This window comes from Microbacterium sp. NPDC055599 (assembly GCF_053618975.1).
In genome coordinates this window covers 20,324-42,604 of the sequence record NZ_JBSHIM010000006.1, presented here as the reverse complement: position 1 = coordinate 42,604, position 22,281 = coordinate 20,324, and the positions used below count along the sequence as shown (strand labels likewise).

Genomic DNA, 22,281 nt, shown 5'->3' with positions numbered 1-22,281 from the left:
GCGGTCATGCACGAGCAGCGCGGCAGCACCACGACCGTCCTCGTGACGCACGGCATCGTCGACGCCCAGTCCCTCGCGACGCGCCTCGTCATCGTGCAGGACGGCCGCGTGGTGCAGGACGGCCCCGTGGCCGACGTGCTGTCCGTCCCCGCATCATCGTTCGTCGCCGCGGTCGCCGAATCCGCTCGCTGACTCTCACCACCCCGAGCGCGACGCCGCCGTCCGCGCGATGCGCCGCCCCACCCGACGACGGCGGTGTCAGGGCCGCCGCAGCCGTGCCGCGTCCGGCGTCGACACCGGGTCCCATCCGCGCTTCGGCGCCCGGGTGCCGCGCTGGTCGTCACGCGAGCGGTACACGATGTACGGACGGAACAGGTAGCCGACCGGTGCCGAGAACACGTGCACGAGCCGCGTGAACGGCCACAGCGCGAACAGCAGCGTCGCCGTGAACACGTGGAGCTGGAACAGCAGCGGCACGTCGACCATGAGATCGGGGCGCGGCTGCAGGATGATGAGCTGCCGGATCCACGGCGACACCGTCTCACGGTAGTGGAAGCCGCCGCCGAACACCTGGTAGACGACCGTCGCCGCGGTGCCGAACAGCAGCGTGGCGCCGAGGAAGACGTACATCACCTTGTCCATCACGGTCGTCGCGAGGAACACCGCGGCGACCGTGCGTCGCCGGTAGATGAGGATCGCCAGGCCCGCGAGGGTGAGGATCGCCGCCGCCGTCCCGAGCACGGTCGCGCCGACGTGGTACATCTCCTCGGTGATCCCGATCGCATACAGCCACTCCCGCGGGATGAGCAGACCCACCACGTGCCCCGCGATCACCATCAGGATGCCCAGGTGGAACATGGGCGAGCCCCACCGCAGCAGGCGGTTCTCGTAGGTCTGCGACGATCGCGTCGTCCAGCCGAACTTGTCGTACTTGTAGCGCCAGATGTGGCCGAGGACGAACACCGCCGCGCACACGTAGGGCACGACCACCCACAGGACGATCTCCAGACTCATCGCGACTCCCTCGCTCGGAATGCGGGCATCGGCAGGCTCAGCCCCACGGTCTCGGCGGGCGGCCCCTCGTTCACCAGCGCCAGGACACGCTCCCGCGTCGCCTGGTCGACCTTCGGCAGCGAGAGCGTCACCGCCCTGACCACGTCCGCCCAGCGGCTACCCCCGTCCTCCAGCGCGGCCCGCAGCACCTCGACGCCCTCGCGATGCGCCGACAGCAGAGCGTCTGCGACGGGGGACGCGGAGCGCGCGGAGAACTCCAGCACCGCCGGCAGGTAGTCCGGCAGCTCGGCGGCGTCGAACTCCCACCCTGCCGCGCGATACGCCTCCAGGAACGTGACGAGCGCCGTCCCGCGGCGCCGCGTGTCCCCGGTCGCGTAGTAGCTCAGGTACAGCGAGCACTTGCGCTTCAGGTCGAACGTCGTGACGTACTCGCGCTGCACCGCCGTCGGCCCGACCTCCACGGCTCCGTCGAGGAAACGGATCAGCGGCTCGGCGACCGGCTGCGGCAGTCCGGCGGCGTGCGCGCGCAGGGTCCCCGCACGGTCGAACCAGGGGGCATCGGGGTAGTCGAGCAGCAGGGACGCCAGCATGTGCACCGTGCGGCGCTGCGTGCCCGACAGGACAGCCGGCGTCAGCACCTCGGGCAATGGTCGCCGCGGGGTGACCCGCCCTCGCTCTCGCACCGGGAGGACGCTGCTCACTTCTCCGCCTCCGGCGGGAACAGCCCGCCCGGCCGACCGTTGCCGTCCCAGTTCAGCAGGTTCACCCGCCCGGGCGTCGACGGTCGATCCGCGGTCTGCCGATCCGCGAGCACGTGGAAGTTCTCCACCGCGACCGGCGTGGGATATCCGCTGTTCTCACCGAACGGGCCCGCACCGCCCATGCCGGGGCCGTCCTCGTAGTCGAGCGAGCAGGCCATCTCCTCCAGCTCGTGCGCCCGCTCGGCGTGCGCCGCCGGGATGACGTAGCGCTCCTCGTACTTCGCGATCGCGAGCAACCGGTACATCTCCTCGATCTCGGCCCCCGTCATGCCCACCGCGTGCGCGATGCGCTCGTCGCGCTCGTCGTCGAGGTTCACCCCGCGCATGTACGACCGCATCGCGGCGAGCTTGCGCAGCGACGCATCGACGGGCTGCACGTCGCCGGCCGTGAACATCTCCGCGAGGTAGCCGATCGGGATGCGGAGCTTGTCGATCGCGGCGAACAGCGTTCGCGCGTCCTCCCCGTCGTTGCCGGAGCCGGTGACCACGTCGACCACGGGCGACAGCGGCGGGATGTACCAGACCATCGGCATCGTGCGGTACTCGGGGTGCAGCGGCAGCGCCACCCGGTACTTCTGGATCAGCTTGTGGATGGGGCTGCGCTGCGCGGCCTCGATCCAGTCCTCGGGGATGCCGTCGCGGCGGGCGGCCTCGACCACCGCGGGGTCGTTCGGGTCGAGGATGATCGAGCGCTGCGCGTCCAGCAGCTCGTGCTCGTCCTCGACCGCGGCGGCCTCGGCGACCCGGTCCACGTCGTAGAGCACGAGCCCGAGATAGCGCAGTCGTCCGACGCAGGTCTCCGAGCAGACCGTCGGCAGCCCCACCTCGATGCGGGGATAGCACATGGTGCACTTCTCGGCCTTGCCGGTCTTGTGGTTGAAGTAGACCTTCTTGTACGGGCAGCCCGACACGCACATGCGCCATCCACGGCACGCATCCTGATCCACCAGCACGATGCCGTCCTCCTCGCGCTTGTACATCGCGCCCGAAGGACACGACGCCACGCAGGACGGGTTCAGGCAGTGCTCGCAGATGCGCGGCAGGTAGAACATGAAGGCCTTCTGGAACTCGGCCTCCACCTGCTCGCTCATCTTCTTCAGGATCGGGTCGTCGTGCATGGTCTCGAGCGAGCCGCCGAGATCGTCGTCCCAGTTGGCCGACCACGAGATCTTCATGTCCTTGCCCGTGATGAGGCTCTTCGGCCGGGCGACCGGCGTGTGCTCGCCGCTGGGCGCGTTGACGAGCATGTCGTAGTCGTAGGTCCACGGCTCGTAGTAGTCGTCCATGCCGGGCAGCTTCGGGTTGGAGAAGATGCGCATGAGCTTGGCGAGCCGGCCGCCGCTGCGCAGCCGGAGCCGACCGCGCTTGTCACGCACCCAGCCGCCGCCCCACTTCTCCTGGTCCTGGTAGCCGCGCGGGTACCCGACGCCCGGCCTGGTCTCCACGTTGTTGAACCACACGTATTCCATGCCCGTGCGGTTGGTCCACGCCTGCTTGCACGTGACCGAGCACGTGTGGCATCCGATGCACTTGTCGAGATTCATCACCATCGACATCTGAGCCATGACCTTCATCGGTACCGCACCTCCTGATCGCGGCGGCGGATCGTGGTGACCTCGTCGCGCTGGTTCCCCGTCGGACCCAGGTAGTTGAACGCCCAGGCGAGCTGCGCGTAGCCGCCGATGAGGTGGCTCGGCTTGAGCAGGATCCGCGTGAGCGAGTTGTGGATGCCACCGCGCTGGCCGCTGACCTCGGAGATCGGCACATCCACCGTGCGGTCCTTCGCGTGGTACATGTACACCGTTCCCTCCGGCATCCGGTGCGACACGTTCGCCCGAGCGACCACGACGCCGTTGCGGTTGTACGACTCGATCCAGTCGTTGTCGCGCACGCCGATCTTGGCCGCGTCCTGCGGGCTCATCCAGATCGTGGGCCCGCCGCGCGAGAGAGACAGCATGAACAGGTTGTCCTGGTACTCGGAGTGGATCGACCATTTGGAGTGCGGGGTCAGATACCGCACGTGCACCTCGGCGGCGCTGCTGGTGCCCGGCACCACGTCGTCGAACAGCCGGTGCATGTCGAGCGGGGGGCGGTAGATCGGCAGCGCCTCGCCGAGCTCGTCCATCCAGTCGTGGTCGAGGTAGAAGTGCTGGCGCCCGGTGAGCGTGTGCCACGGCTTGAGGTGCTCGACGTTGATCGCGAACGCGGTGTAGCGCCGTCCGCCGTGCTCCGATCCCGACCACTCGGGAGACGTGATCACGCTGCGCGGCTGCACCGACACGTCGTTGAAGGTGAGCTGCGTGCCCTCGTGCTCATCCGCGAGGAACGCCATCCGCTGACCGGTGTGCTCCTCGAGGGCGTGGAAGCCCTGCACCGCGAGTCGCCCGTTGCTCGTACCGGAGAACGCGAGGATCAGCTCGCACGCGCGGCGGTCGGTGTCGAGGCGCACGGACCCCGCGTACGGCCCGCTCTCCACGACACCGTTGACCCTCTTCAGCTTCTCGATCTCCGGCTCGGCGCGGTACGTGATGCCCTTCGTCGTCATGCCCAGCTTCTGTGTGAGCGGGCCGAGCGCCTTCCATCGCTCGTGCAGGTTCGGGTAGTCCCGCTCCACCACGGCGAGCTTCGGCATGGTCACTCCCGGGACCCGCGGCAGATCCTGCACCCGGCCGTGCGGCGTCGCCATCACATCCGGCGTATCGTGCTGCAGCGGCGTCGCGACGAGGTCCTTCCGCACACCGAGGTGCGTGCGGGCCATCGCACTGAACTTCTCGGCTAGCAACCCGAACACGTCGAAGTCGGTCTTCGTCTGCCAGGGGGGCGCGATCGCCGGGTTGAACGCGTGGATGAAGGGGTGCATGTCGGTCGAGGAGAGGTCGTGCTTCTCGTACCAGGTCGCCGCCGGCAGCACGATATCGCTGAACAGCGTCGTGCTGGTCATCCGGAAGTCGGCCGTCATCAGCAGGTCGAGCTTGCCCTCGGGAGCCCGGTCGCGCCACGTCATGGTCGCCGGGCGGGACCCGGGCGACGCCTCGGCGGCACGCACCGACGCGTCGGTGCCGAGCAGGTGCTTCAGGAAGTACTCGTTGCCCTTGCCGGACGAGCCGAGGATGTTCGCGCGCCACACCAGCACGATGCGGGGGAAGTTCTCCGGGGCGTCGGGATCCTCCACCGCGAACCGGAGGGACCCCTCGTTCAGGCTGTCGACGACGTGCTGCGCCGGCTCCTTGCCGAGCGTCTCGGCCTCGTCGCACAGGTCGAGCGGGTTGCGGTCGAACGTCGGGTAGCTCGGCATCCATCCGCGCTGCACCGACTCGACCAGGCAGTCGGCGGTCGTGCGCCCCGTGAAGCGCCCGGTGCCCAGTGGCGAGGCGAGCTGATCCGCCGGCAGCCCGTCGTAGCGCCACTGGTCCGTGGCGAGGTACCAGAAGGCGGTGCCGATCGTGTGCCGGGGAGGGCGGCCCCAGTCCGCGGCCGCGGCGTACTGCTGGTAGCCCGTGATCGGCCGCACCTTCTCCTGTCCCACGTAGTGCGCCCAACCGCCGCCGTTCACCCCCTGACAGCCGGTCATCGTCGTCAGCGCGAGGAACGTGCGGTAGATCGTGTCGGAATGGAACCAGTGGTTGGTCCCCGCGCCCATCAGGATCATCGACCGGCCGCCGGAGCGCTCGGCGTTGTCGGCGAACTCGCGCGCGATGCGCAGGGCCTGCGCGGCGGGCACCGAGGTGTGCTCCTCCTGCCACGCGGGGGTGCCCGGGGTGCTCGCGTCGTCGTAGCCGGACGGCCACTCGCCGGGAAGGCCGTCGCGGCCCACGCCGTACTGCGCGAGCATCAGGTCGAACACCGTGGTCACACGGCGCCCGGCGACCGTGCGCACGGGGACGCCGCGCACCACCACGCCCGAGCCGCCGGCGTGCTCCTGGCCGGGCTCGGGGTCGAGGTCGAACCGCGGCAGGCGCACCTCCGCCGCCTCGGTCCCTCCGGGGAGATCGGCGATCGACAGCGGCGGTACGACGTCGCCGAGGTCGAGATTCCACGCGCCCTTGTCCTCCGGGGAGAAGCGGTGCCCGAGCGATCCGTTCGGCACCACCGGCGTGCCGTCCGCGTCGAGCAGCACGGGCTTGAACTCGGCGCGCGCCTGCGCCGCTGTGTCGCCGTCGAGGTCGGACGCCGTGACGAACTTGCCGGGCACCAGCCCGCCGTCCCGCTCCTCCAGAGCCACCAGGAACGGGGCATCGGTGTAGCGGCGCATGTACTCCTCGAACCGCGGCGTGCGCTTGTCGACGAAGTGCTCGCGCAGGACGACATGACCCATGGCGAGGGCCAGCGCCGCATCGGTGCCCGGGTGCGGGGCGACCCACTCATCGGCGAACTTCGTGTTGTCGGTGTAGTCCGGCGACACGGTGACGACCTTCTGCCCGCGGTACCGCGCCTCGGCCATAAAGTGGGCGTCGGGCGTGCGCGTGACCGGGACGTTCGAGCCCCACATGATGAGGTAGCCCGCGTTCCACCAGTCCGCCGACTCCGGCACGTCGGTCTGGTCGCCGAACACCTGCGGGCTCGCGACCGGGAGGTCGGCGTACCAGTCGTAGAACGACAGCATCGTGCCGCCCAGCAGGTTCAGGAACCGGGAGCCGGCGCCGTGCGACACCATCGACATCGCGGGGATCGGCGAGAACCCGGCGATCCGATCCGGGCCGTGGGTCTTCACCGTGTGCACGTGCGCCGCGGCCGCGATCTCCATGACCTCGTCCCAGCTCGTGCGGATGAGACCGCCCTTGCCGCGCACGCGCTTGTACGACTGCGCTTTCTCCGGATCCTCCACGATCGATGCCCAGGCATCCACCGGGTCGGCGTGCACGGCACGGGCCTCGCGATAGAGCCGGGCCAGTGTGTCGCGGATGTACGGATAGCGCACGCGCGTCGGCGAGTAGGTGTACCAGCTGAACGCGGCACCACGCGGACAGCCGCGAGGCTCGTACTCGGGAGAGTCCGGGCCGATCGAGGGATAGTCGGTCTGCTGCGCCTCCCACGTGATGATGCCGTCCTTGACGTACACCTTCCACGAGCACGAACCGGTGCAGTTCACGCCGTGGGTGGAGCGGACGACCTTGTCGTGCGACCAGCGGTCGCGGTAGAACGCGTCACCCGACCGACCGCCCTCCAGGAACAGCGACCGCAGGTCGGGCGACACCTCACCCGGCCGGAGGAACCGACCCAGATTCAGCAGTCCGTCGGCGAGAGCGCCATCGGTCGCGGGCGGGCTGTCGGATCGGATGCCAGGGGTCACGGCTGCTCCTTCACGCGGCTTTTGACTCAGCATCCTCCCCCCGCCCACGAGGGCGCACAAGGGTACGCCGGGACAAATCACCCGGGCGGAATTAGCACGGGTGATGGCGCCTCCGCGGCCCAGCCGCGAAGCTACTCTCAACGCACGAAGGAGGCTCCACCCATGACTTCTGCTGCTCCCGCCCCGACCGCCGCCCCCGATCAGCTCCGCGGCGGGATGGTCCAGGTCATCCTCGCCACGCTCGCCTCCACCGCGGGCTTCTGGGCATGGATGGCCATCTCGCCACTGCAGAAGTCGTACGCCGAGCAGATGGGACTCGACGAGGGCCAGATCTCGCTCATGCTCGCGACCCCGGTGCTGGTCGGCGCCCTGGGCCGCATCGTGGTGGGCGCCATGACCGACCGCTTCGGCGGCCGCCGGATGTTCACGTTCGTTCTCCTGGCCTCGGTGCCCGCGGTGCTCCTCGTGGCGCTCGCGGGAGAGATCCGCAGCTTCCCGCTGCTGCTGATCGCCGGCTTCTACCTCGGCGTCGCCGGCACGATCTTCGCGGTCGGCATCCCGTTCTCCAGCGCGTGGTTCCCGCCGTCCCGTCGCGGCTTCGCGAACGGCGTCTTCGGCATGGGCATGATCGGCACGGCGATCTCGGCGTTCTTCACCCCGCGGCTGGCGGAGTCGATCGGCTACCTGCCCACCCATCTGCTCATCGCGGGCGTCCTCGGCGTGTTCGCCGTCGTGTCGTGGGTGCTGCTGCGGGACTCCCCCGTCTGGCGGCCCAACACCGAGCGATTCGTCCCGAAGGTGGTCGGCGCGCTCAAACTCGCCGTGACGTGGGAGATGGCGTTCCTCTACGGCATCGTGTTCGGCGGCTTCGTGGCGTTCTCGACCTTCCTGCCGAAGTACCTCACCACGATCTACCCCGACGACGTGGACGTGGTGGGAGCGGGCACCCGCACCGCCCTGTTCGCCGCCGCCGCCGTGGTCGCGCGCCCGATCGGCGGGGTGCTGGCCGACCGCTTCGGCCCCAAGGTCATCGCGCTCATCTCGCTCGGCGGCATCGTGTCGCTCGCGTACATCGTCGGCCAGCAACCGCCCGAGGGCATCGTCACGGGCGCGACCTTCATCCTCATGGCCGCCGCGATGGGTCTCGGCATGGGCGCCGTCTTCGCGTGGATCGGGCCGTCCACCCCGCCGGAGAAGGTGGGATCCGTGAGCGGCATCGTCGCCGCGGCGGGCGGCCTCGGCGGGTACTTCCCGCCGCTGGTCATGGGCGCGACGTACAACCCCGACACCAACTCCTACTCGCTCGGCCTGTGGCTGCTCGTGTTCGTCGGCGCGTTCGCGCTCGTGGTCGCCGGGATGCTCCGCGACGTCGGTGGACGACGCGCCGCGAGTAAGGTCTGACGCATGACCTCCGTGCCCGTGCAGCTCGGACGCCGCCGGCCCGCCGCGACCGCACCGGCCGCGCACGGGCCGCTGCTCGACACGCACGGGCGGGTACACCGCGACCTGCGGATCTCGCTCACCGACCGCTGCTCGTTGCGCTGCACCTACTGCATGCCGGAGCAGGGGAACGAGTGGCTCGCGCGCTCCTCCATCCTGACGGCCGACGAGATCGTGCGCGTGGCACGGGTGGCGGCGGCGGCCGGTATCACCACGTTCCGGCTCACCGGCGGCGAACCGCTCCTCCGCCCCGACCTGGTGGAGGTCGTCCGCCGCCTGAGCGCGATCGACGAGGGCCACGGACCCGTGCGGGTCGCCATGACCACCAACGGCATCCGCCTCGCCGAGACGCTCGACGCGCTCGCCGACGCGGGGCTCGCGCGACTCAACATCTCCATCGACACGCTGCGCCGCGACCGCTTCGCCGCCCTCACCCGCCGCGACCGGCTCGCCGACGTGCTGCGCGGCATCGCGGCCGCCGCGGCGTCCGACCTTCGCCCGCTCAAGCTCAACACGGTCGCGATGCGCGGCGTGAACGACGACGAGCTGTGCGACCTGGTCGAGTTCGCGATCGCGCACGACGCCGAGCTCCGCTTCATCGAGCAGATGCCCCTCGATGCAGGCCACACGTGGGACCGCGAACGGATGGTCACGCGACAGGAGATCCTCGACGCCCTCGGTCGCCGCTGGGCCCTGACCCCCGTCGCGGGACGCGGTGGAGCCCCGGCCGAGCGCTGGCGCCTGGACGGAGGATCGGCCACCGTCGGGGTGATCGCCTCGGTCACGGCACCGTTCTGCGGAGACTGCGACCGCCTGCGCCTCACGGCCGACGGGCAGCTGCGGAACTGCCTGTTCTCGTCGCACGAGTTCGATCTGCTGCCGGTGCTCCGCGACACCCGCGGATCGGACGACGCCCTCGACCGCGTGCTGCGCGCGTGCGTCTGGGCGAAGCTTCCCGGTCACGCCATCGACGACCCGGCGTTCCTCCAGCCCGAACGGGGCATGAACGCGATCGGCGGCTGAGCCTCAGAGCGTGCGACCGCCGTCGAGCCGCACCACCCGGTCCACCGTTCCCGCGGGCGGATCCACGTGCGAGATCAGCAGCACCGTCTGGTCGCCCGCGGCGTCGAGCAGGTCGCGCAGCAGGGCGTCCGAGGCGTCGGGGTCCACGCCAGCGGTCGGCTCGTCGAGCACCAGCACCGGGAACCCCCGGAGCAGCGCGCGGGCCAGGGCGATGCGCTGCGCCTGGCCGCCCGACACCAGCGCCCCGCGGTCGCCCACCCTGGCGTCGAGGCCCCCGCGCTCGCGCGCCCACGCCCCGAGCCCCACGCGGTCGAGCGCGTCGAGCAGCTCCCCGTCGGTCGCGGTGTCCCTGGCGAACAGGAGGTTCTGCCGCAGATCCTCGTCGAACAGCTGCGGGTGCTGCTCGCACAGGCCGATCGTGCGGCGCAGCGCCGGACCCGACAGTGCTGCGGCGTCGCGCCCGTCGATGCGGTACTCCCCCGTCACGCGGAGGAACCCGACCAGCGCGGCCGCGAGCGAGCTCTTGCCCGCACCGCTCGGACCGGTCACGAGCACGCGCTCCCCGGGCCGCAGGTCGAGGTCGACGCCGCGCAGTGCCGGAACCCCTCCGGGCCAGTGCGCCGCGACCCCGCGGAGCGTGACCCGCGGTGTGCCGTCGAACGCGACATCCTCCCCCGCGTCCGTCCGCAGCTCCGACGGCATGCGCTCCGGCAGCACGTCCACGATGCGCTCGGCGCTCGCCCGCACGCTGCGCCACGAGGCCGCGGCGATCGGCACGGCCCCGAACACCTCGAACACCACCATCGGCACGAGCACCGCGACCGCGAGCCACGGCGCATCGATCGCCCCGGTCGCGAGTCCCGGCGCGGCCGCCGCGAGCGCCCACACCGACGCAGCCCCCGCCACGAGCGACACGGTGCCCGCGGCGACGGCCTGGGCGACCGAGGCCCTGCTCACGACCCGGCGCAGGGCGGCGTCGGCCACCCGGATGCGCTCGCGCGCCTGGCCCTCCGCCCCGTAGGCGAGCAGCACGTCGAGACTGCCGAGGTAGTCGACCAGTGCCGCCGACACCTCGGCGCGACGGGCAGACACGGCCGCCTCGGCCCGGGAGCCGAACACCCACCCGAGCCCGATCGCGGCGAGCGCGGCGACGACCAGGCACACGGCGAGGGTCAGCGCGGCCGCGGGCGACACGAAGGCGAGGAACCCCACGGCTCCCACGGCGACGAGCGCCGACACCGCGAGCGGCTGCACCACCCGCAACGGCAGGTTCTGCAGATTCTCCACGTCGTCGACCAGTGCCGCGAGCACCTGCCCCCGGTCGGTCGCGCCGAGCCCCGCGGGAGAGAGCGGGATGAGGCGGCGCACCAGGTCGGAGCGCGTCGAGGCCAGCTGCCGCAGCGCCGCGTCGTGCCCGCTGAGCCGCTCGAGGTAACGGGTCACGGCGCGGGTCACGGCGAAGAACCGCACCCCGACCACGGCCACCGACAGCGGCACGAGCGAGTCCACGATCGAGGCGCTCACGATCAGCCAGCCGCTCACCGCGAGCAGGCTCACGGCCGCGCCCGCCGACAGCACGCCCCAGATCAGGCCGGGCAGGAACCGCGCGACGGGCGGCTGCGCCAGGCGGAGCACCTCGCGCACCCGCCGGGCCCTGGTGGTCTCGCTCATGCGCTCACCCCCAGGGCGACCACGCGGTCGGCGATGTCGCGCGCCGACCGGCGGTGGGAGACCAGCAGCACGGTCGCTCCGGCGTCGGCCCTGGCGCGCAGCGAGGACCACAGCCGCTCCTCCGTGGCGGGGTCGAGCGCGCTGGAGGGTTCGTCGAGCGCGAGCACGGCGTGCGGCATCCCCGCCTGGCGGTAGAGCGCCCGCGCCACCGCGACCCGCTGCGCCTGCCCGCCCGACAGTCCGCTGCCCTGCACGCCGAGCTCTCGCGCGGGGTCGATCCCCTCGGCGCAGGCGGCGTCGAGCGCCCTCCGCACCCGCTCCGCATCGGGCTCCGGGTCGCCGAGGGCGACGTTGTCCGCCACCGTGCCGCGGATGAGCCCGGGCGACTGGCCCGCCCACGCCAGCCACTCCGACGACGCGAGGCCGCGGACGTCACGCCCGGACCACGTCGCCTCGCCCGCGAACGGCACCGCGCCCCGCAGGGCCGCCAGCAGACTCGACTTGCCCGCGCCGCTCGGCCCCTCGATGAGGGTGATGGTGCCGCGCTCGGCGGTGAACGACACGGGCGGCAGGTCGCGCACGCGCAGCTGCTCCACGACGAGGGCGCCGTCCGTGGGGGTTCGCGACTCCGGAGAACGGACGGCGGCTGCGCCGGGGACCGCGCCGGAGGCGCTCACCGCGGCAGGCGCTCCCGAGTCGTGTACGCCGGAGCCGTCGCCCCGCGCCTCGTCGAGCACCGCGAACACGTCCTCGGTCGCGGCGACCCCCTCCGCCGCCGCGTGGAACTGCACGCCCACCTGGCGGATGGGGAGGAAGGCCTCGGGCGCCAGCAGCAGCACGAACAGCCCGACCTCGAGCGTGAGCTCGCCCGACAGCAGCCGGAACCCCACCGCGACCGCGATGAGCGCCACCGCCAGCGACGACAGCAGCTCCATGGAGAAGCCCGACAGGAACGAGAACCGCAGCACCTTCATGGTCTCGCGACGGTAGTCGTCGGCGGTGGCCTCGATGCGGTCGGCCGCCCGGGCGTCGCGGCCGAACAGGCGCAGCGTCGACAGTCCCTGCACGGTGTCGGCGAACCGGGCGGCCAGTCGCTGCAGCGTCTGCCACTGCCGCTTCTGCACGGTGCGGGTGGCGATGCCGATCAGGATGAGGAACAGCGGGATGAGCGGCAGGGTGATGAGGGCCGTGAGCCCGCTCGGCCAGTCCTGCCACCACATGACCGCGACGAGCACGGGTGTCGCGATCGCCGTGAGCACCAGCTGCGGGATGTACCGGGCGAAGTAGGCGTCGAGCGCCTCCAGCCCGTGCCCCGCGGTCACCGCGAGCGCCGTCTGGTTCCGCTGCGCCAGCCACCCCGGCCCGAGGCGCCCGACGGCCGCCACGAGCGCGGACCGCAGCTGCATGCCCGTGCGCGCGGCCGCCCGTGTACCCGCGGCGTCGGACGCGGCGATCAGCACCCCGCGCACCAGTGCCGTCGCGAGCAGCGTGAGCAGCACCACGGTGACGTCTCGGCCGGCGATCGCTCCCGTGATGGCCTCGGTCAGCAGCCACGCGAACGCGATCGTGACCGCGGTCTGCGCGACGCCGATCACCGCGGAGGCCGCGAGGTACCCACGGGCGGCGGCCGCGTAGCGCAGCAGTCTCGGGTCGACGGGTTTCATGCGGGGGCGATCATCGGGGGCGGGGCAGGGTCACGCGTGGGCCGGCGCCCCCTCGATCGAGCTGCGGGTGACGCGCTTGCGGAACACCCAGTATGTCCAGGTCTGGTAGGCGATGACGAGCGGCAGCGCGATCAGCGCGGTCCAGGTCATGATCTGCAGCGTGTACGGAGTGCTCGACGCGTTCGCGATCGTCAGGCTGAACGCCGGGTCGATGGTTGACGGCATGACGAACGGGAACAGCGCGGCGAACAGCATCACCACGGCCGTCAGCACCGTGACGATGCCCGCGGTGAAGGCCTGGCCGTCTCGGCCCCGCAGCGACAGCACGATCGCGGCGATGAGCGACACCGCGGCGATGGCACCGGCCCCCGCGACCAGCCACAGCAGCGGCGCCTCCCGCCCCGCGGCGAGGAAGTAGGTCCACAGCACCGTCGCGGCGGCGGCGATCACGGTGGGCACGGCCGCGCGGGCGGCGAGCTTCCGGGCATCGGCGTGCACCTGCCCGTCGGTCTTGAGCGCCACGAACAGCACGCCGTGCAGGAAGAACAACAGCAGCGTGGTCACGCCGACCAGCAGCGCGTAGGGGTTGAGCAGCGAGAAGAAGCCGCCGACGTAGATGTGGTTCTCGTCGATCGCGACGCCCTGCACGATGTTGCCGAAGGCGACGCCCCACAGCAGCGCGGGCACGACGGAGCCGATCACGATCATCCGGTCGAAGCCCTGCTTCCACTTCCTGCTCTCCCGCTGGTGGCGGTACTCGAACGAGACGCCGCGCAGGATGAGCGCGAGCAGGATGAGCAGCAGCGGCAGGTAGAAGCCGCTGAACAGGGTGGCGTACCACTCGGGGAACGACGCGAACAGCGAGGCGCCGGCGACGATGACCCACGTCTCGTTGAGGTCCCACACCGGGCCGATCGTGTTGATGACCTGCCGGCGGGAGACGTCGTCCTTGCCGAGGAACGGCAGCGACATGCCGACGCCGAAGTCGAATCCGTCGAGCACGAAGTACCCCACGAAGAGGAAGGCGACGATCCAGAACCAGAGCGTTGCGAGATCCATGATGCTCCTTCCTCTCAGTACACGACCGACGGCAGCTGAGCCGTCTCCTCATGGGGCTGTTCATCGGTGTCCGGCCCCTTCTGGGCGGCCTTCACGATCAACCGCACCTCGACCACCGCGAGGGCGGCGTAGATCGCGGTGAAGGCGATCAGCGAGATGAGCACCTCGACACCGCTGACACCGGGCGAGACGCCGTCTCGCGTGGACATCAGCCCGAACACGATCCACGGCTGCCGACCCATCTCGGTGAACACCCAGCCCATGATGTTGGCGGCGAGCGCGAGCGGGAACGACCAGATCGCGACCTTCCACATCCACGGGGCGACCGGCTTCTTGGCGTTCTTGCGGGTGACCCAGAGGCCGGCGACCGCGACGAGGGCGGCGGCCATGCCGAGGCCGATCATCCAGCGGAACGACCAGTACGTGACCCACAGGATCGGGGCGAAGTCGGTCAGGCCCGTGGCGGCGTAGGTCTGGGCGTACTCGGCGTTGAGGTCGTTGATGCCGTGCACGCACGCGTCGAGCGTGTGCGTCGACAGCAGCGACAGCAGGTACGGGACGCGGATGGAGAACAGCTCGGAGCTGCCGTCCGGCGTGCCGAGCGTGAACAGGCTGAAGGAGGCGTCCGGTCCGCACACGGTGTTGAACGTCGCCTCGGCGGCGGCCATCTTCATGGGTTGCGCGGCGTACATCGCCAGGCCCAGCTGGTCGCCGGTGAGCACCACGCCCGCGGTGGAGAAGATCATGGCCCACAGCCCGAACTTGAGGGAGACGCGCATGGTGTCGAAGTGCTGGCCCCGCGCCAGGTGCCAGGCCGAGACCGAGATGACGACACCGGCGGCGAACATGAGTGCGCCGAAGATGGTGTGCGGGAAGGCGGCGAGCGCCACGGGGTTGGTCAGCAGCGCCCAGAAGTCGGTGAGCTCGGCACGGTTGGTCGCCTCGTTGAACGTGTAGCCGACGGGGTTCTGCATGAACGCGTTCGCCGCGATGATGAAGTACGCCGACAGGATGCTGCCGATCGAGACGCACCAGATGGTCGCGAGGTGCAGCTTCTGCGGCAGCTTGTCCCAGCCGAAGATCCACAGGCCGATGAAGGTCGCCTCGAAGAAGAAGGCGAGGAGACCCTCGAAGGCCAGCGGGGCTCCGAACACGTCGCCGACGAAGCGGGAGTAGTCCGACCAGTTCATGCCGAACTGGAACTCCTGCACGATGCCGGTGACCACGCCCATGGCGAAGTTGATCAGGAAGATCTTGCCGAAGAAGCGGGTGAGGTGGAGGTACTGCACCTTGCCGGTGCGCACCCACGCCGTCTGGAAGATCGCGGCCACCAGGGCCATGCCGATCGTCAGCGGCACGAAGAGGTAGTGGTAGACGGTCGTCAGCCCGAACTGCCATCGGGACAGGACGAGCGGATCAAGCCATTCCATGCGCGACTCCTCTTCTGTCGGACTGCTGCGTCGTGGTGTCGCGCAGCTGCACCGTGCACTCCGATGGGCTCTGAGCGTCGCGCACGCACGCGGCGACGAGCGGTCCCCCGGCCTCGGTCAGCACGCTCTGCATGAGGCCCAGGTGCACCTGGCACAGGAGCGGGCGGTCTTCGGGACGGCCGGCGGCGTGCGGGCACGGGCTCAGGTCGACCGTCAGCACCCGGTCGTCGACGACCGGTTCGAAGCCGCTCTCCTCCAGGTGCTCGACCAGGGCGTCGAGCTGGTGCACGGCGTCGCGGCCGAGGGCGCTCGGGGCCGCGGAGGGCACCACGCTGCGCAGCAGGTCGCCGCGACGGGCGGCCGCCTTGGCTTTGTCCCTGGCGACCGGGCTCGACGCGTCGGACGCACCGGTCGCGGCGCGGTAGAGCGTGCGCGGGCGGCCGCGGGTGGTGCGGTGCTCCACCTCGGGGATCACGTAGCCGCCCTCGATGAGGCGCTGCAGATGCTCGCGGACGGTGTTGGCGTGCAGGCCGGTGGCCTCGCACAGTTCGCCGATCGTGAGGTGCCGGGACGCACCGGTCACCCCCGCCTCGAAGAGCAGGTGCAGGATGCGCACCCGGGAGTAGCTCGAGATCGGTCCGCAGACGGACCCGCCGTTGGACATGTCTTCATTATGTTGGCTTTTCCACGGGCTCTTGGGGCACCGGACCGTGAATAATCACCCGGGCGATAGGGATGTCTGATCCCGCCGATAGCCTGGGGGCATGGCCACCCGGAAACCCGCTCCCCCTGCGTACGTGTGCACGGAGTGCGGGTGGACGACGGCGAAATGGGTCGGCCGCTGCGGCGAGTGCCAGCAGTGGGGAACCGTGCAGGAGCAGGCCGCCCGGACCGGCATCCTCCGACGCGTGAACGCCCTCGCACCCACCGCCGATCGCGCCGCCCGACCGATCACGCAGATCACGACACAGGACGCACCCCGGCGCACGAGCGGGGTCGGCGAGTTCGACCGCGTGCTGGGCGGCGGCATCGTGCCCGGCGCCGCCATCCTGCTCAGCGGCGAGCCGGGCGTCGGTAAGTCCACGCTGCTGCTCGAAGTCGCCGCGCAGGCGGCACGTGCCGGGCGGCGGGTGCTGTACGCGAGCGCCGAGGAGTCCCCCGCTCAGGTGCGGCTGCGCGCCGAGCGTACCGGCGCGCTGCACGACGAGCTGTACCTGGCGAGCGAGACCGACCTCGCCACGATCCTCGGTCACATCGACGAGGTGCAGCCGCAGCTCGTGATCGTCGACTCCGTGCAGACGGTGTCGTCGTCGCTCACCGACGGCGCGGCAGGACAACCCAGCCAGGTGCGCGAGGTCGCCGCGACCCTCATCCGCGTCGCCAAGGAGCGGGACCTGCCGATCATCATCGTCGGTCACGTCACGAAAGACGGGCAGGTCGCCGGCCCCCGCGTGCTGGAGCACCTGGTCGACGTGGTGTGCCACTTCGAGGGCGACCGGCAGACGTCGCTGCGCTTCATCCGCGCGCTCAAGAACCGCTTCGGGCCGACCGACGAGGTGGGGTGCTTCGAGATGACCGGCGACGGCATCGCCGAGGTGCCGGATCCGTCCGGGCTCTTCCTGTCGCAGGGGGCGTCCGAGCCCGGCACCTGCGTCGCGATCTCCCTGGAGGGGCGCCGCGCCCTGCCGGTGGAGGTGCAGGCGCTCACCGTGCCCAGCAACGCTCCGAACCCCCGGCGCATCGTGCACGGGCTCGACGCCTCGCGCGTCGCGATGGTGCTGGCCATCCTGGAGCGCCGGGCCGGAGTGCCCACCGGCAGCCTCGACGTGTACGTCTCCACGGTGGGCGGCGTGCGGTTCACCGAGCCCGCGGCCGACCTCGCGATCGCGATCGCGGTGGCGGGGTCCATCCAGATGATCTCGGTGCCGCGCACGGTCGCCGCGGTGGGCGAGCTCAGCCTGGCGGGTGAGGTGCGGCCGGTCACGCAGGCCGCGCAGCGCCGGACGGAGGCGGCGCGACTGGGCTACGAGCAGGTGGTCGACGACCGGTCGAAGACGCTGCGCGCCGCCCTGGGCGACATCCGCTCGCGGAACGCGGCCCGGCGTCCCGACCGCGACATCCCGCCGTTCTGAGCCGCGGCGCAGCGCTCAGGCGTCGAGCGCCTTGAGCAGCTCGACCGGATCCGCCTGCATGGGATGGGGACCGGCGATGTCGAGGAACACGGTCGTGATGGGGTGCGCGGAGAGGAACCGCCGCAGCCACGCCGCGTCGTAGATGCCCACACCGGGCGGCAGGTTGGCCGGCTTGTTCTTCGCGTCGCTGAAGAGCAGCAGCGCCAGGTCGCCCGTGTTCGGGTCGCGGTACGTCCACACCTCGCCGCCGTCGAGCGGGTTGTCGCGCGCACCGGGCTTGATGAGCGGGACGACGGTCGTGCCGTGCCGCAGGGCCAGGGCGACCGCGGCCACGTCCTGCTTCTCGAGGGCCACCGCCAGCGCCTCGGACCGGAAGTCCTCGGGTGCGGGCTTCTTCTTGCCGGACTTCGCCTTCTTCGCAGCCATGTCTCCAGCTTAGGCATCGACACGACGAGCGCGGCTCCGCGGCGACCTCTGGCCGGCGCGGGAAAAGATTGGGGCCCTCTCGAGTCCTCCATTGGGGACTGGGGTACTCGAGAGGGCCCTCGGACTCTCGAGCGGCGGTGTCGAAGCGCTGGGGACGCTGTAGTTCGACGCCACTGGGGATGGCTTATGCCGCATAGGCGGAGAGTCATGTCTATGGTATCCCAAAGAACGACTCGTGTCAGCACAAGAGGCCCTCCGACGCGAAGGTCGCCGCAATTCGGATCGGTTGCCGCAGCAGACGAAGCAATCCGAAGCCGCACGGCCGGATCGCCCGCAAAGCCGTAGCGTGCGATCAGTAGAGCAGGAACTGCGCCGTGGTGGCGCTGGGGAAGCCGCCGATCGACACGGCCACATGGTACGACGCGCCGCCACCGGGCGCCCGCTGCCGGTTCTCCTGCGCGCACGTCTCCACGCTCGACCGGGTGCGATCCCACACCACGGGCTCCTTGCTCACCACGGTCGATCCGGCGGTGAGCGTCGCGATCATGCTGCTCGGGTTCTCCTGGCAGTCCGTCGACCGCCACCACACGTCCGCGCCGCTCGACACCGTGAACACCTGGGTGCTCGACCCCACGTCGATCGTGCAGTCCGTGGTGCCCTTGTTCGTCAGCGAGATCGACAGGCGCGGGGTGACGCCCGCCGCGTAGGTGTCGGCGTCGGTGACAGCCGTGACCTCGATGTCCTTCGCCTGGCAGGCCACGACAGCGGGCGTCTCGGAGGCGCTCGGAGTGGGCGCCGGGCTCGCGGAACCCGTGGGCGGCGGCGTCGTCTCGGTCGTCGAAGAGGACGTCGGCGCCGGGGTCGCATCGGTCGCGGCGGCCCAGGGGCGCGCGGCCAGCAGCCACACCGACACCCCGATCACCGCGAGGACCAGGATCAGCCCGAGCAGCACCACCAGACGCCGACGACGGTAGACGGCGGCGGAACGACGGGGCATGGTTCCAGGTTAAGCGATCGACCCCCGCGATCCTGGGAGGCGTCGTGCGCCCGTCGGGCCTCAGAGCACCTTGAGCATGCGGGTGTTGCCGAGCGTGTTCGGCTTGACGTGCGCCAGGTCGAGGAACTCCTCGACACCCGCGTCTCCACTGCGCAGCAGCTGCGAGTACACGTCGGGATCGACGACCTGCTCGCCGATGGGGGTGAAGCCGCGGCGGCCGAAGAAATCGACCTCGAACGTGAGGCAGAACAGGCGCGTCAGTCCGAGTGCGCGCGCGTTCTCCTCCAGGCGCTCGACGATCGCGCGACCGATGCCGTGGTGCAGCCAGTCGTCGCGCACGAGCAGGGTGCGCACCTCGCCGAGGTCCTCCCAGATGACGTGCAGGGCGCCGCAGCCGATCAGCTCGCCGTCGGCCTCCGCCACCACGAACTCCTGCACCGCGCCGTACAGCACCGCCAGGTCTTTGCCGAGCAGGATGCGCTGCTCCACGAGCGGCTGGAGCAGGTTGCGGATGCTGACGATATCGGCGCTGCGGGCGGGCCGGACGATGTAGTCGCTCACCCGACCAGCCTAGAACCGCACCCTCCGTGCGCCTCCCAGACACGAGGAAGGGGCGGATGCCGCAGCATCCGCCCCTTCACGTCCGGGCTCACGACCCGGGTGGGATCAGTCGTTGCCGGTGATCGCCAGGTCGGGCGTACCGGCGATGGCGCCGCCGCCGGTGTTGACACCGACCGCGACCTTCTCGCCGCGCGGACCGTGCTCGAACAGGAACTCCCCGTCCTTCGCGTCGACCTTCACGTGGTCGCCCGAGTCGAGCTCGCCGTGCAGGATCTTCTCCGACAGACGGTCCTCGATCTCGTGCTGCATCGCGCGACGCAGCGGCCGGGCGCCCAGAGCCGGGTCGAAGCCGATCTCGATCAGACGCTCCTTGGCGGCCTGCGACAGCTCGATCGTCATGTCGCGGTCGAGCAGACGCTCGCCGAGGCGCTTCGTGAACAGGTCCACGATCTGCACCAGCTCGTCCTTGCTCAGCTGCGGGAAGACGATGATGTCGTCGACACGGTTGAGGAACTCGGGCTTGAAGTGCCGCTTGAGCTCCTCGTTGACCTTGCCCTTCATCCGCTCGTAGCTGGTGGCGTTGTTGCCCTCGATCTGGAAGCCCACGGGGCCGCCGGCGATGTCGCGTGCACCGAGGTTGGTGGTCATGATGATGACCGTGTTCTTGAAGTCCACGATCCGACCCTGACCGTCGGTGAGGCGACCCTCTTCAAGGATCTGCAGCAGCGAGTTGAAGATGTCGGGGTGGGCCTTCTCGATCTCGTCGAACAGCACCACGCTGAACGGCTTGCGCCGCACCTTCTCGGTGAGCTGACCGCCCTCTTCGAAACCGACGAACCCGGGAGGGGCACCGAACAGCCGCGAGACGGTGTGCTTCTCGCCGAACTCGCTCATGTCGAGCGAGATGAGCGCGGCCTCGTCGTCGAACAGGAACTCCGCGAGCGCCTTGGCCAGCTCCGTCTTTCCGACGCCCGTGGGGCCGGCGAAGATGAACGAACCGGAGGGGCGCTTCGGGTCCTTGAGGCCCGCACGCTGACGACGGATGGTCTTGGAGAGGGCCGCGATGGCCTCCTCCTGACCGATGACGCGCTGGTGCAGCGCCTTCTCCATGAAGACGAGTCGGCTGGACTCCTCCTCGGTCAGCTTGAACACGGGGATGCCCGTGGCCTGCGCGAGCACCTCGGCGATCAGGCCCTCGTCGACGACCGCCTGGGTCGCGACGTCGCCCGCACGCCACTGCTTCTCGAGGCGCAGCCGCTCGGCGAGCAGGCTCTTCTCCTCGTCGCGCAGCGACGCGGCCTTCTCGAAGTCCTGCTCCTCGGAGGCGAGCTCCTTCTGCTCGCGCACGGCGGCGATCTTCTCGTCGAACTCCCGCAGCTCGGGCGGGCTCGACAGGATCGACAGACGCAGGCGCGCTCCGGCCTCGTCGATCAGGTCGATCGCCTTGTCGGGGAGGAACCGGTCGGAGACGTAGCGGTCGGCGAGGTTCGCCGCGGCCACGATCGCGCCATCGGTGATCTGCACCTTGTGGTGCGCCTCGTAGCGGTCGCGCAGCCCCTTGAGGATGTTGATCGCGTGCGGCAGCGTCGGCTCGTTCACCTGCACCGGCTGGAAGCGGCGCTCGAGAGCGGCGTCCTTCTCGAAGTGCTTGCGGTACTCGTCGAGCGTGGTGGCGCCGATCGTCTGGAGCTCACCGCGGGCGAGCAGCGGCTTGAGGATGCTGGCCGCGTCGATCGCGCCCTCGGCGGCACCCGCACCCACGAGGGTGTGGATCTCGTCGATGAAGACGATGATGTCGCCGCGCGTGCGGATCTCCTTGGTGACCTTCTTCAGGCGCTCCTCGAAGTCGCCGCGGTAGCGGGAACCGGCGATGAGAGAGCCGAGGTCGAGCGAGTAGAGCTGCTTGTCCTTCAGCGTCTCGGGCACATCGCCCTTGACGATCGCCTGCGCCAGGCCCTCGACGACGGCGGTCTTGCCGACGCCGGGCTCACCGATCAGGACGGGGTTGTTCTTGGAGCGGCGGGAGAGGATCTGCATGACCCGCTCCGCCTCCTTCTCGCGCCCGATCACCGGGTCGAGCTTGTTGTCGCGCGCGGCCTGGGTGAGGTTGCGACCGAACTGGTCGAGCACCGCGGAGCCACCCTGGGCGCCGGCGGGCGAGTCGTTGGTCTGCGCGCCGACCGACGCGGGCTCGCGCCCCGGAGCGCCGGACAGCAGCTGGATGACCTGCTGGCGCACCTTGTTGAGGTCGGCGCCGAGCTTGACCAGCACCTGGGCGGCCACGCCCTCGCCCTCACGGATGAGGCCGAGGAGGATGTGCTCGGTGCCGATGTAGTTGTGGCCGAGCTGCAGGGCCTCGCGGAGGCTGAGCTCGAGCACCTTCTTGGCGCGCGGCGTGAACGGGATGTGGCCGGTAGGCTGCTGCTGACCCTGGCCGATGATGTCCTGCACCTGCTCGCGCACGGCGTCGAGGGAGATGCCGAGCGACTCCAGCGCCTTGGCTGCGACGCCCTCGCCCTCGTGGATGAGGCCGAGCAGGATGTGCTCGGTGCCGATGTAGTTGTGGTTGAGCATCTTCGCCTCTTCTTGGGCGAGGACGACCACTCGACGGGCTCGGTCCGTGAATCTCTCGAACATGTTGACTCCTTATTCGCACGGGGCGAAGACGCATGAAGCGCTTGTACATCGAGAGTAACGACCAGGAATGCCGGGTATGCCCGTGTTCGCCGTGGGCATAGCGGGGGCTTGACCCGTTTATCGACAGTCGTTATGTTAACGAAAGTCGATAACCCCCCGATCTCCAGGAGGAGCCC

Annotated in this window: 16 protein-coding genes; 3 read left to right on the top strand and 13 right to left on the bottom strand. The window is 70.4% G+C overall.

The features are described 5' to 3' along the window. Positions 1-258: 258 nt before the first annotated feature. Genes narI through ACWGQ1_RS07035 form a run of 4 tightly spaced genes read right to left on the bottom strand, consistent with a single transcriptional unit; the run spans position 259 to position 7,098 of the window. A complete protein-coding gene (gene narI, locus ACWGQ1_RS07050; protein WP_247982205.1) occupies positions 259-1,014 on the bottom strand; it encodes a respiratory nitrate reductase subunit gamma in 756 nt (251 codons plus the stop codon). Continuing rightward, complete coding sequence (narJ, locus tag ACWGQ1_RS07045) at positions 1,011-1,652, bottom strand: nitrate reductase molybdenum cofactor assembly chaperone (RefSeq protein ID WP_247982206.1); 642 nt, start codon at positions 1,650-1,652, stop codon at positions 1,011-1,013. Before narJ ends, narI begins: the two co-directional genes overlap by 4 nt. Positions 1,653-1,711: 59 nt before the next feature. After that, the gene (narH, locus tag ACWGQ1_RS07040; RefSeq protein WP_136045180.1) at positions 1,712-3,349 is read right to left on the bottom strand and encodes a nitrate reductase subunit beta; all 1,638 of its coding nucleotides are present in this window, start codon (positions 3,347-3,349) and stop codon (positions 1,712-1,714) included. Then, on the bottom strand, positions 3,346-7,098 hold the full coding sequence (locus ACWGQ1_RS07035) for a nitrate reductase subunit alpha (protein WP_452312609.1): 3,753 nt from the start codon (positions 7,096-7,098) through the stop codon (positions 3,346-3,348). Before ACWGQ1_RS07035 ends, narH begins: the two co-directional genes overlap by 4 nt. 129 nt (positions 7,099-7,227) lie before the next feature. Between ACWGQ1_RS07035 and ACWGQ1_RS07030 the strand changes: the two genes are divergently transcribed. Next, entirely contained in the window at positions 7,228-8,466 is a 1,239-nt protein-coding gene (locus ACWGQ1_RS07030) for an MFS transporter (RefSeq protein ID WP_136045182.1), read from the top strand. A gap of 3 nt (positions 8,467-8,469) precedes the next feature. Further along, the gene (gene moaA, locus ACWGQ1_RS07025) at positions 8,470-9,528 is read left to right on the top strand and encodes a GTP 3',8-cyclase MoaA (RefSeq protein WP_136045183.1); all 1,059 of its coding nucleotides are present in this window, start codon (positions 8,470-8,472) and stop codon (positions 9,526-9,528) included. Positions 9,529-9,531: 3 nt separating this feature from the next. Here the strand turns inward: moaA and cydC are convergent, their stop codons facing one another. From cydC to ACWGQ1_RS07000, 5 genes are read right to left on the bottom strand one after another with little or no spacing between them, the layout of a single operon-like run. After that, positions 9,532-11,199 carry a thiol reductant ABC exporter subunit CydC gene (cydC, locus tag ACWGQ1_RS07020; RefSeq protein ID WP_452312608.1) on the bottom strand — a complete coding sequence of 556 codons (1,668 nt, stop codon included), beginning with the start codon at positions 11,197-11,199 and terminating at the stop codon, positions 9,532-9,534. Beyond that, a complete protein-coding gene (cydD, locus tag ACWGQ1_RS07015; RefSeq protein WP_452312607.1) occupies positions 11,196-12,863 on the bottom strand; it encodes a thiol reductant ABC exporter subunit CydD in 1,668 nt (555 codons plus the stop codon). The genes cydC and cydD overlap by 4 nt, the downstream gene beginning before the upstream one ends. Positions 12,864-12,893: 30 nt before the next feature. Then, positions 12,894-13,922, bottom strand: coding sequence for a cytochrome d ubiquinol oxidase subunit II (gene cydB / locus ACWGQ1_RS07010; protein ID WP_136034691.1), 1,029 nt, complete (start codon positions 13,920-13,922; stop codon positions 12,894-12,896). Between the two features lie 14 nt (positions 13,923-13,936). Beyond that, positions 13,937-15,352 (bottom strand): cytochrome ubiquinol oxidase subunit I, encoded by a 1,416-nt coding sequence (locus tag ACWGQ1_RS07005; RefSeq protein ID WP_136034689.1) that lies wholly within the window; start codon positions 15,350-15,352, stop codon positions 13,937-13,939. Continuing rightward, positions 15,339-16,016, bottom strand: a complete 678-nt coding sequence (locus ACWGQ1_RS07000; protein ID WP_247637771.1) for a helix-turn-helix transcriptional regulator — start codon at positions 16,014-16,016, stop codon at positions 15,339-15,341. The genes ACWGQ1_RS07005 and ACWGQ1_RS07000 overlap by 14 nt, the downstream gene beginning before the upstream one ends. A 100-nt stretch (positions 16,017-16,116) precedes the next feature. Here ACWGQ1_RS07000 and radA point away from each other — a divergent pair, with 100 nt between their 5' ends. Beyond that, the gene (gene radA, locus ACWGQ1_RS06995) at positions 16,117-17,484 is read left to right on the top strand and encodes a DNA repair protein RadA (RefSeq protein WP_452312606.1); all 1,368 of its coding nucleotides are present in this window, start codon (positions 16,117-16,119) and stop codon (positions 17,482-17,484) included. A gap of 15 nt (positions 17,485-17,499) precedes the next feature. On the opposite strand, the gene ACWGQ1_RS06990 is transcribed toward radA, so the two are convergent. From ACWGQ1_RS06990 to ACWGQ1_RS06975, 4 genes are all read right to left on the bottom strand, one after another. Next, the gene (locus ACWGQ1_RS06990) at positions 17,500-17,910 is read right to left on the bottom strand and encodes a dehydrogenase (protein ID WP_136034683.1); all 411 of its coding nucleotides are present in this window, start codon (positions 17,908-17,910) and stop codon (positions 17,500-17,502) included. Positions 17,911-18,262: 352 nt separating this feature from the next. After that, positions 18,263-18,907 (bottom strand): hypothetical protein, encoded by a 645-nt coding sequence (locus ACWGQ1_RS06985; protein ID WP_452312605.1) that lies wholly within the window; start codon positions 18,905-18,907, stop codon positions 18,263-18,265. Positions 18,908-18,967: 60 nt separating this feature from the next. After that, complete coding sequence (locus ACWGQ1_RS06980) at positions 18,968-19,468, bottom strand: amino-acid N-acetyltransferase (RefSeq protein WP_136034679.1); 501 nt, start codon at positions 19,466-19,468, stop codon at positions 18,968-18,970. A 105-nt stretch (positions 19,469-19,573) separates the two neighbouring features. Continuing rightward, positions 19,574-22,105: an ATP-dependent Clp protease ATP-binding subunit gene (locus tag ACWGQ1_RS06975; protein ID WP_136034677.1), complete on the bottom strand. Its 2,532-nt coding sequence runs from the start codon at positions 22,103-22,105 to the stop codon at positions 19,574-19,576. Positions 22,106-22,281 lie beyond the last annotated feature (176 nt).

Excerpts from the sequence above, each read along its gene's own strand:
- narI (WP_247982205.1), bottom strand. The coding sequence starts at position 1,014 with ATGAGTCTGGAGATCGTCCTGTGGGTGGTCGTGCCCTACGTGTGCGCG.
- narH (WP_136045180.1), bottom strand. The coding sequence starts at position 3,349 with ATGAAGGTCATGGCTCAGATGTCGATGGTGATGAATCTCGACAAGTGC.
- ACWGQ1_RS07035 (WP_452312609.1), bottom strand. The coding sequence starts at position 7,098 with ATGCTGAGTCAAAAGCCGCGTGAAGGAGCAGCCGTGACCCCTGGCATC.
- ACWGQ1_RS07030 (WP_136045182.1), top strand. The coding sequence starts at position 7,228 with ATGACTTCTGCTGCTCCCGCCCCGACCGCCGCCCCCGATCAGCTCCGC.
- moaA (WP_136045183.1), top strand. The coding sequence starts at position 8,470 with ATGACCTCCGTGCCCGTGCAGCTCGGACGCCGCCGGCCCGCCGCGACC.
- cydC (WP_452312608.1), bottom strand. The coding sequence starts at position 11,199 with ATGAGCGAGACCACCAGGGCCCGGCGGGTGCGCGAGGTGCTCCGCCTG.
- cydD (WP_452312607.1), bottom strand. The coding sequence starts at position 12,863 with ATGAAACCCGTCGACCCGAGACTGCTGCGCTACGCGGCCGCCGCCCGT.
- cydB (WP_136034691.1), bottom strand. The coding sequence starts at position 13,922 with ATGGATCTCGCAACGCTCTGGTTCTGGATCGTCGCCTTCCTCTTCGTG.
- ACWGQ1_RS07005 (WP_136034689.1), bottom strand. The coding sequence starts at position 15,352 with ATGGAATGGCTTGATCCGCTCGTCCTGTCCCGATGGCAGTTCGGGCTG.
- ACWGQ1_RS07000 (WP_247637771.1), bottom strand. The coding sequence starts at position 16,016 with ATGTCCAACGGCGGGTCCGTCTGCGGACCGATCTCGAGCTACTCCCGG.
- radA (WP_452312606.1), top strand. The coding sequence starts at position 16,117 with ATGGCCACCCGGAAACCCGCTCCCCCTGCGTACGTGTGCACGGAGTGC.
- ACWGQ1_RS06990 (WP_136034683.1), bottom strand. The coding sequence starts at position 17,910 with ATGGCTGCGAAGAAGGCGAAGTCCGGCAAGAAGAAGCCCGCACCCGAG.
- ACWGQ1_RS06985 (WP_452312605.1), bottom strand. The coding sequence starts at position 18,907 with ATGCCCCGTCGTTCCGCCGCCGTCTACCGTCGTCGGCGTCTGGTGGTG.
- ACWGQ1_RS06975 (WP_136034677.1), bottom strand. The coding sequence starts at position 22,105 with ATGTTCGAGAGATTCACGGACCGAGCCCGTCGAGTGGTCGTCCTCGCC.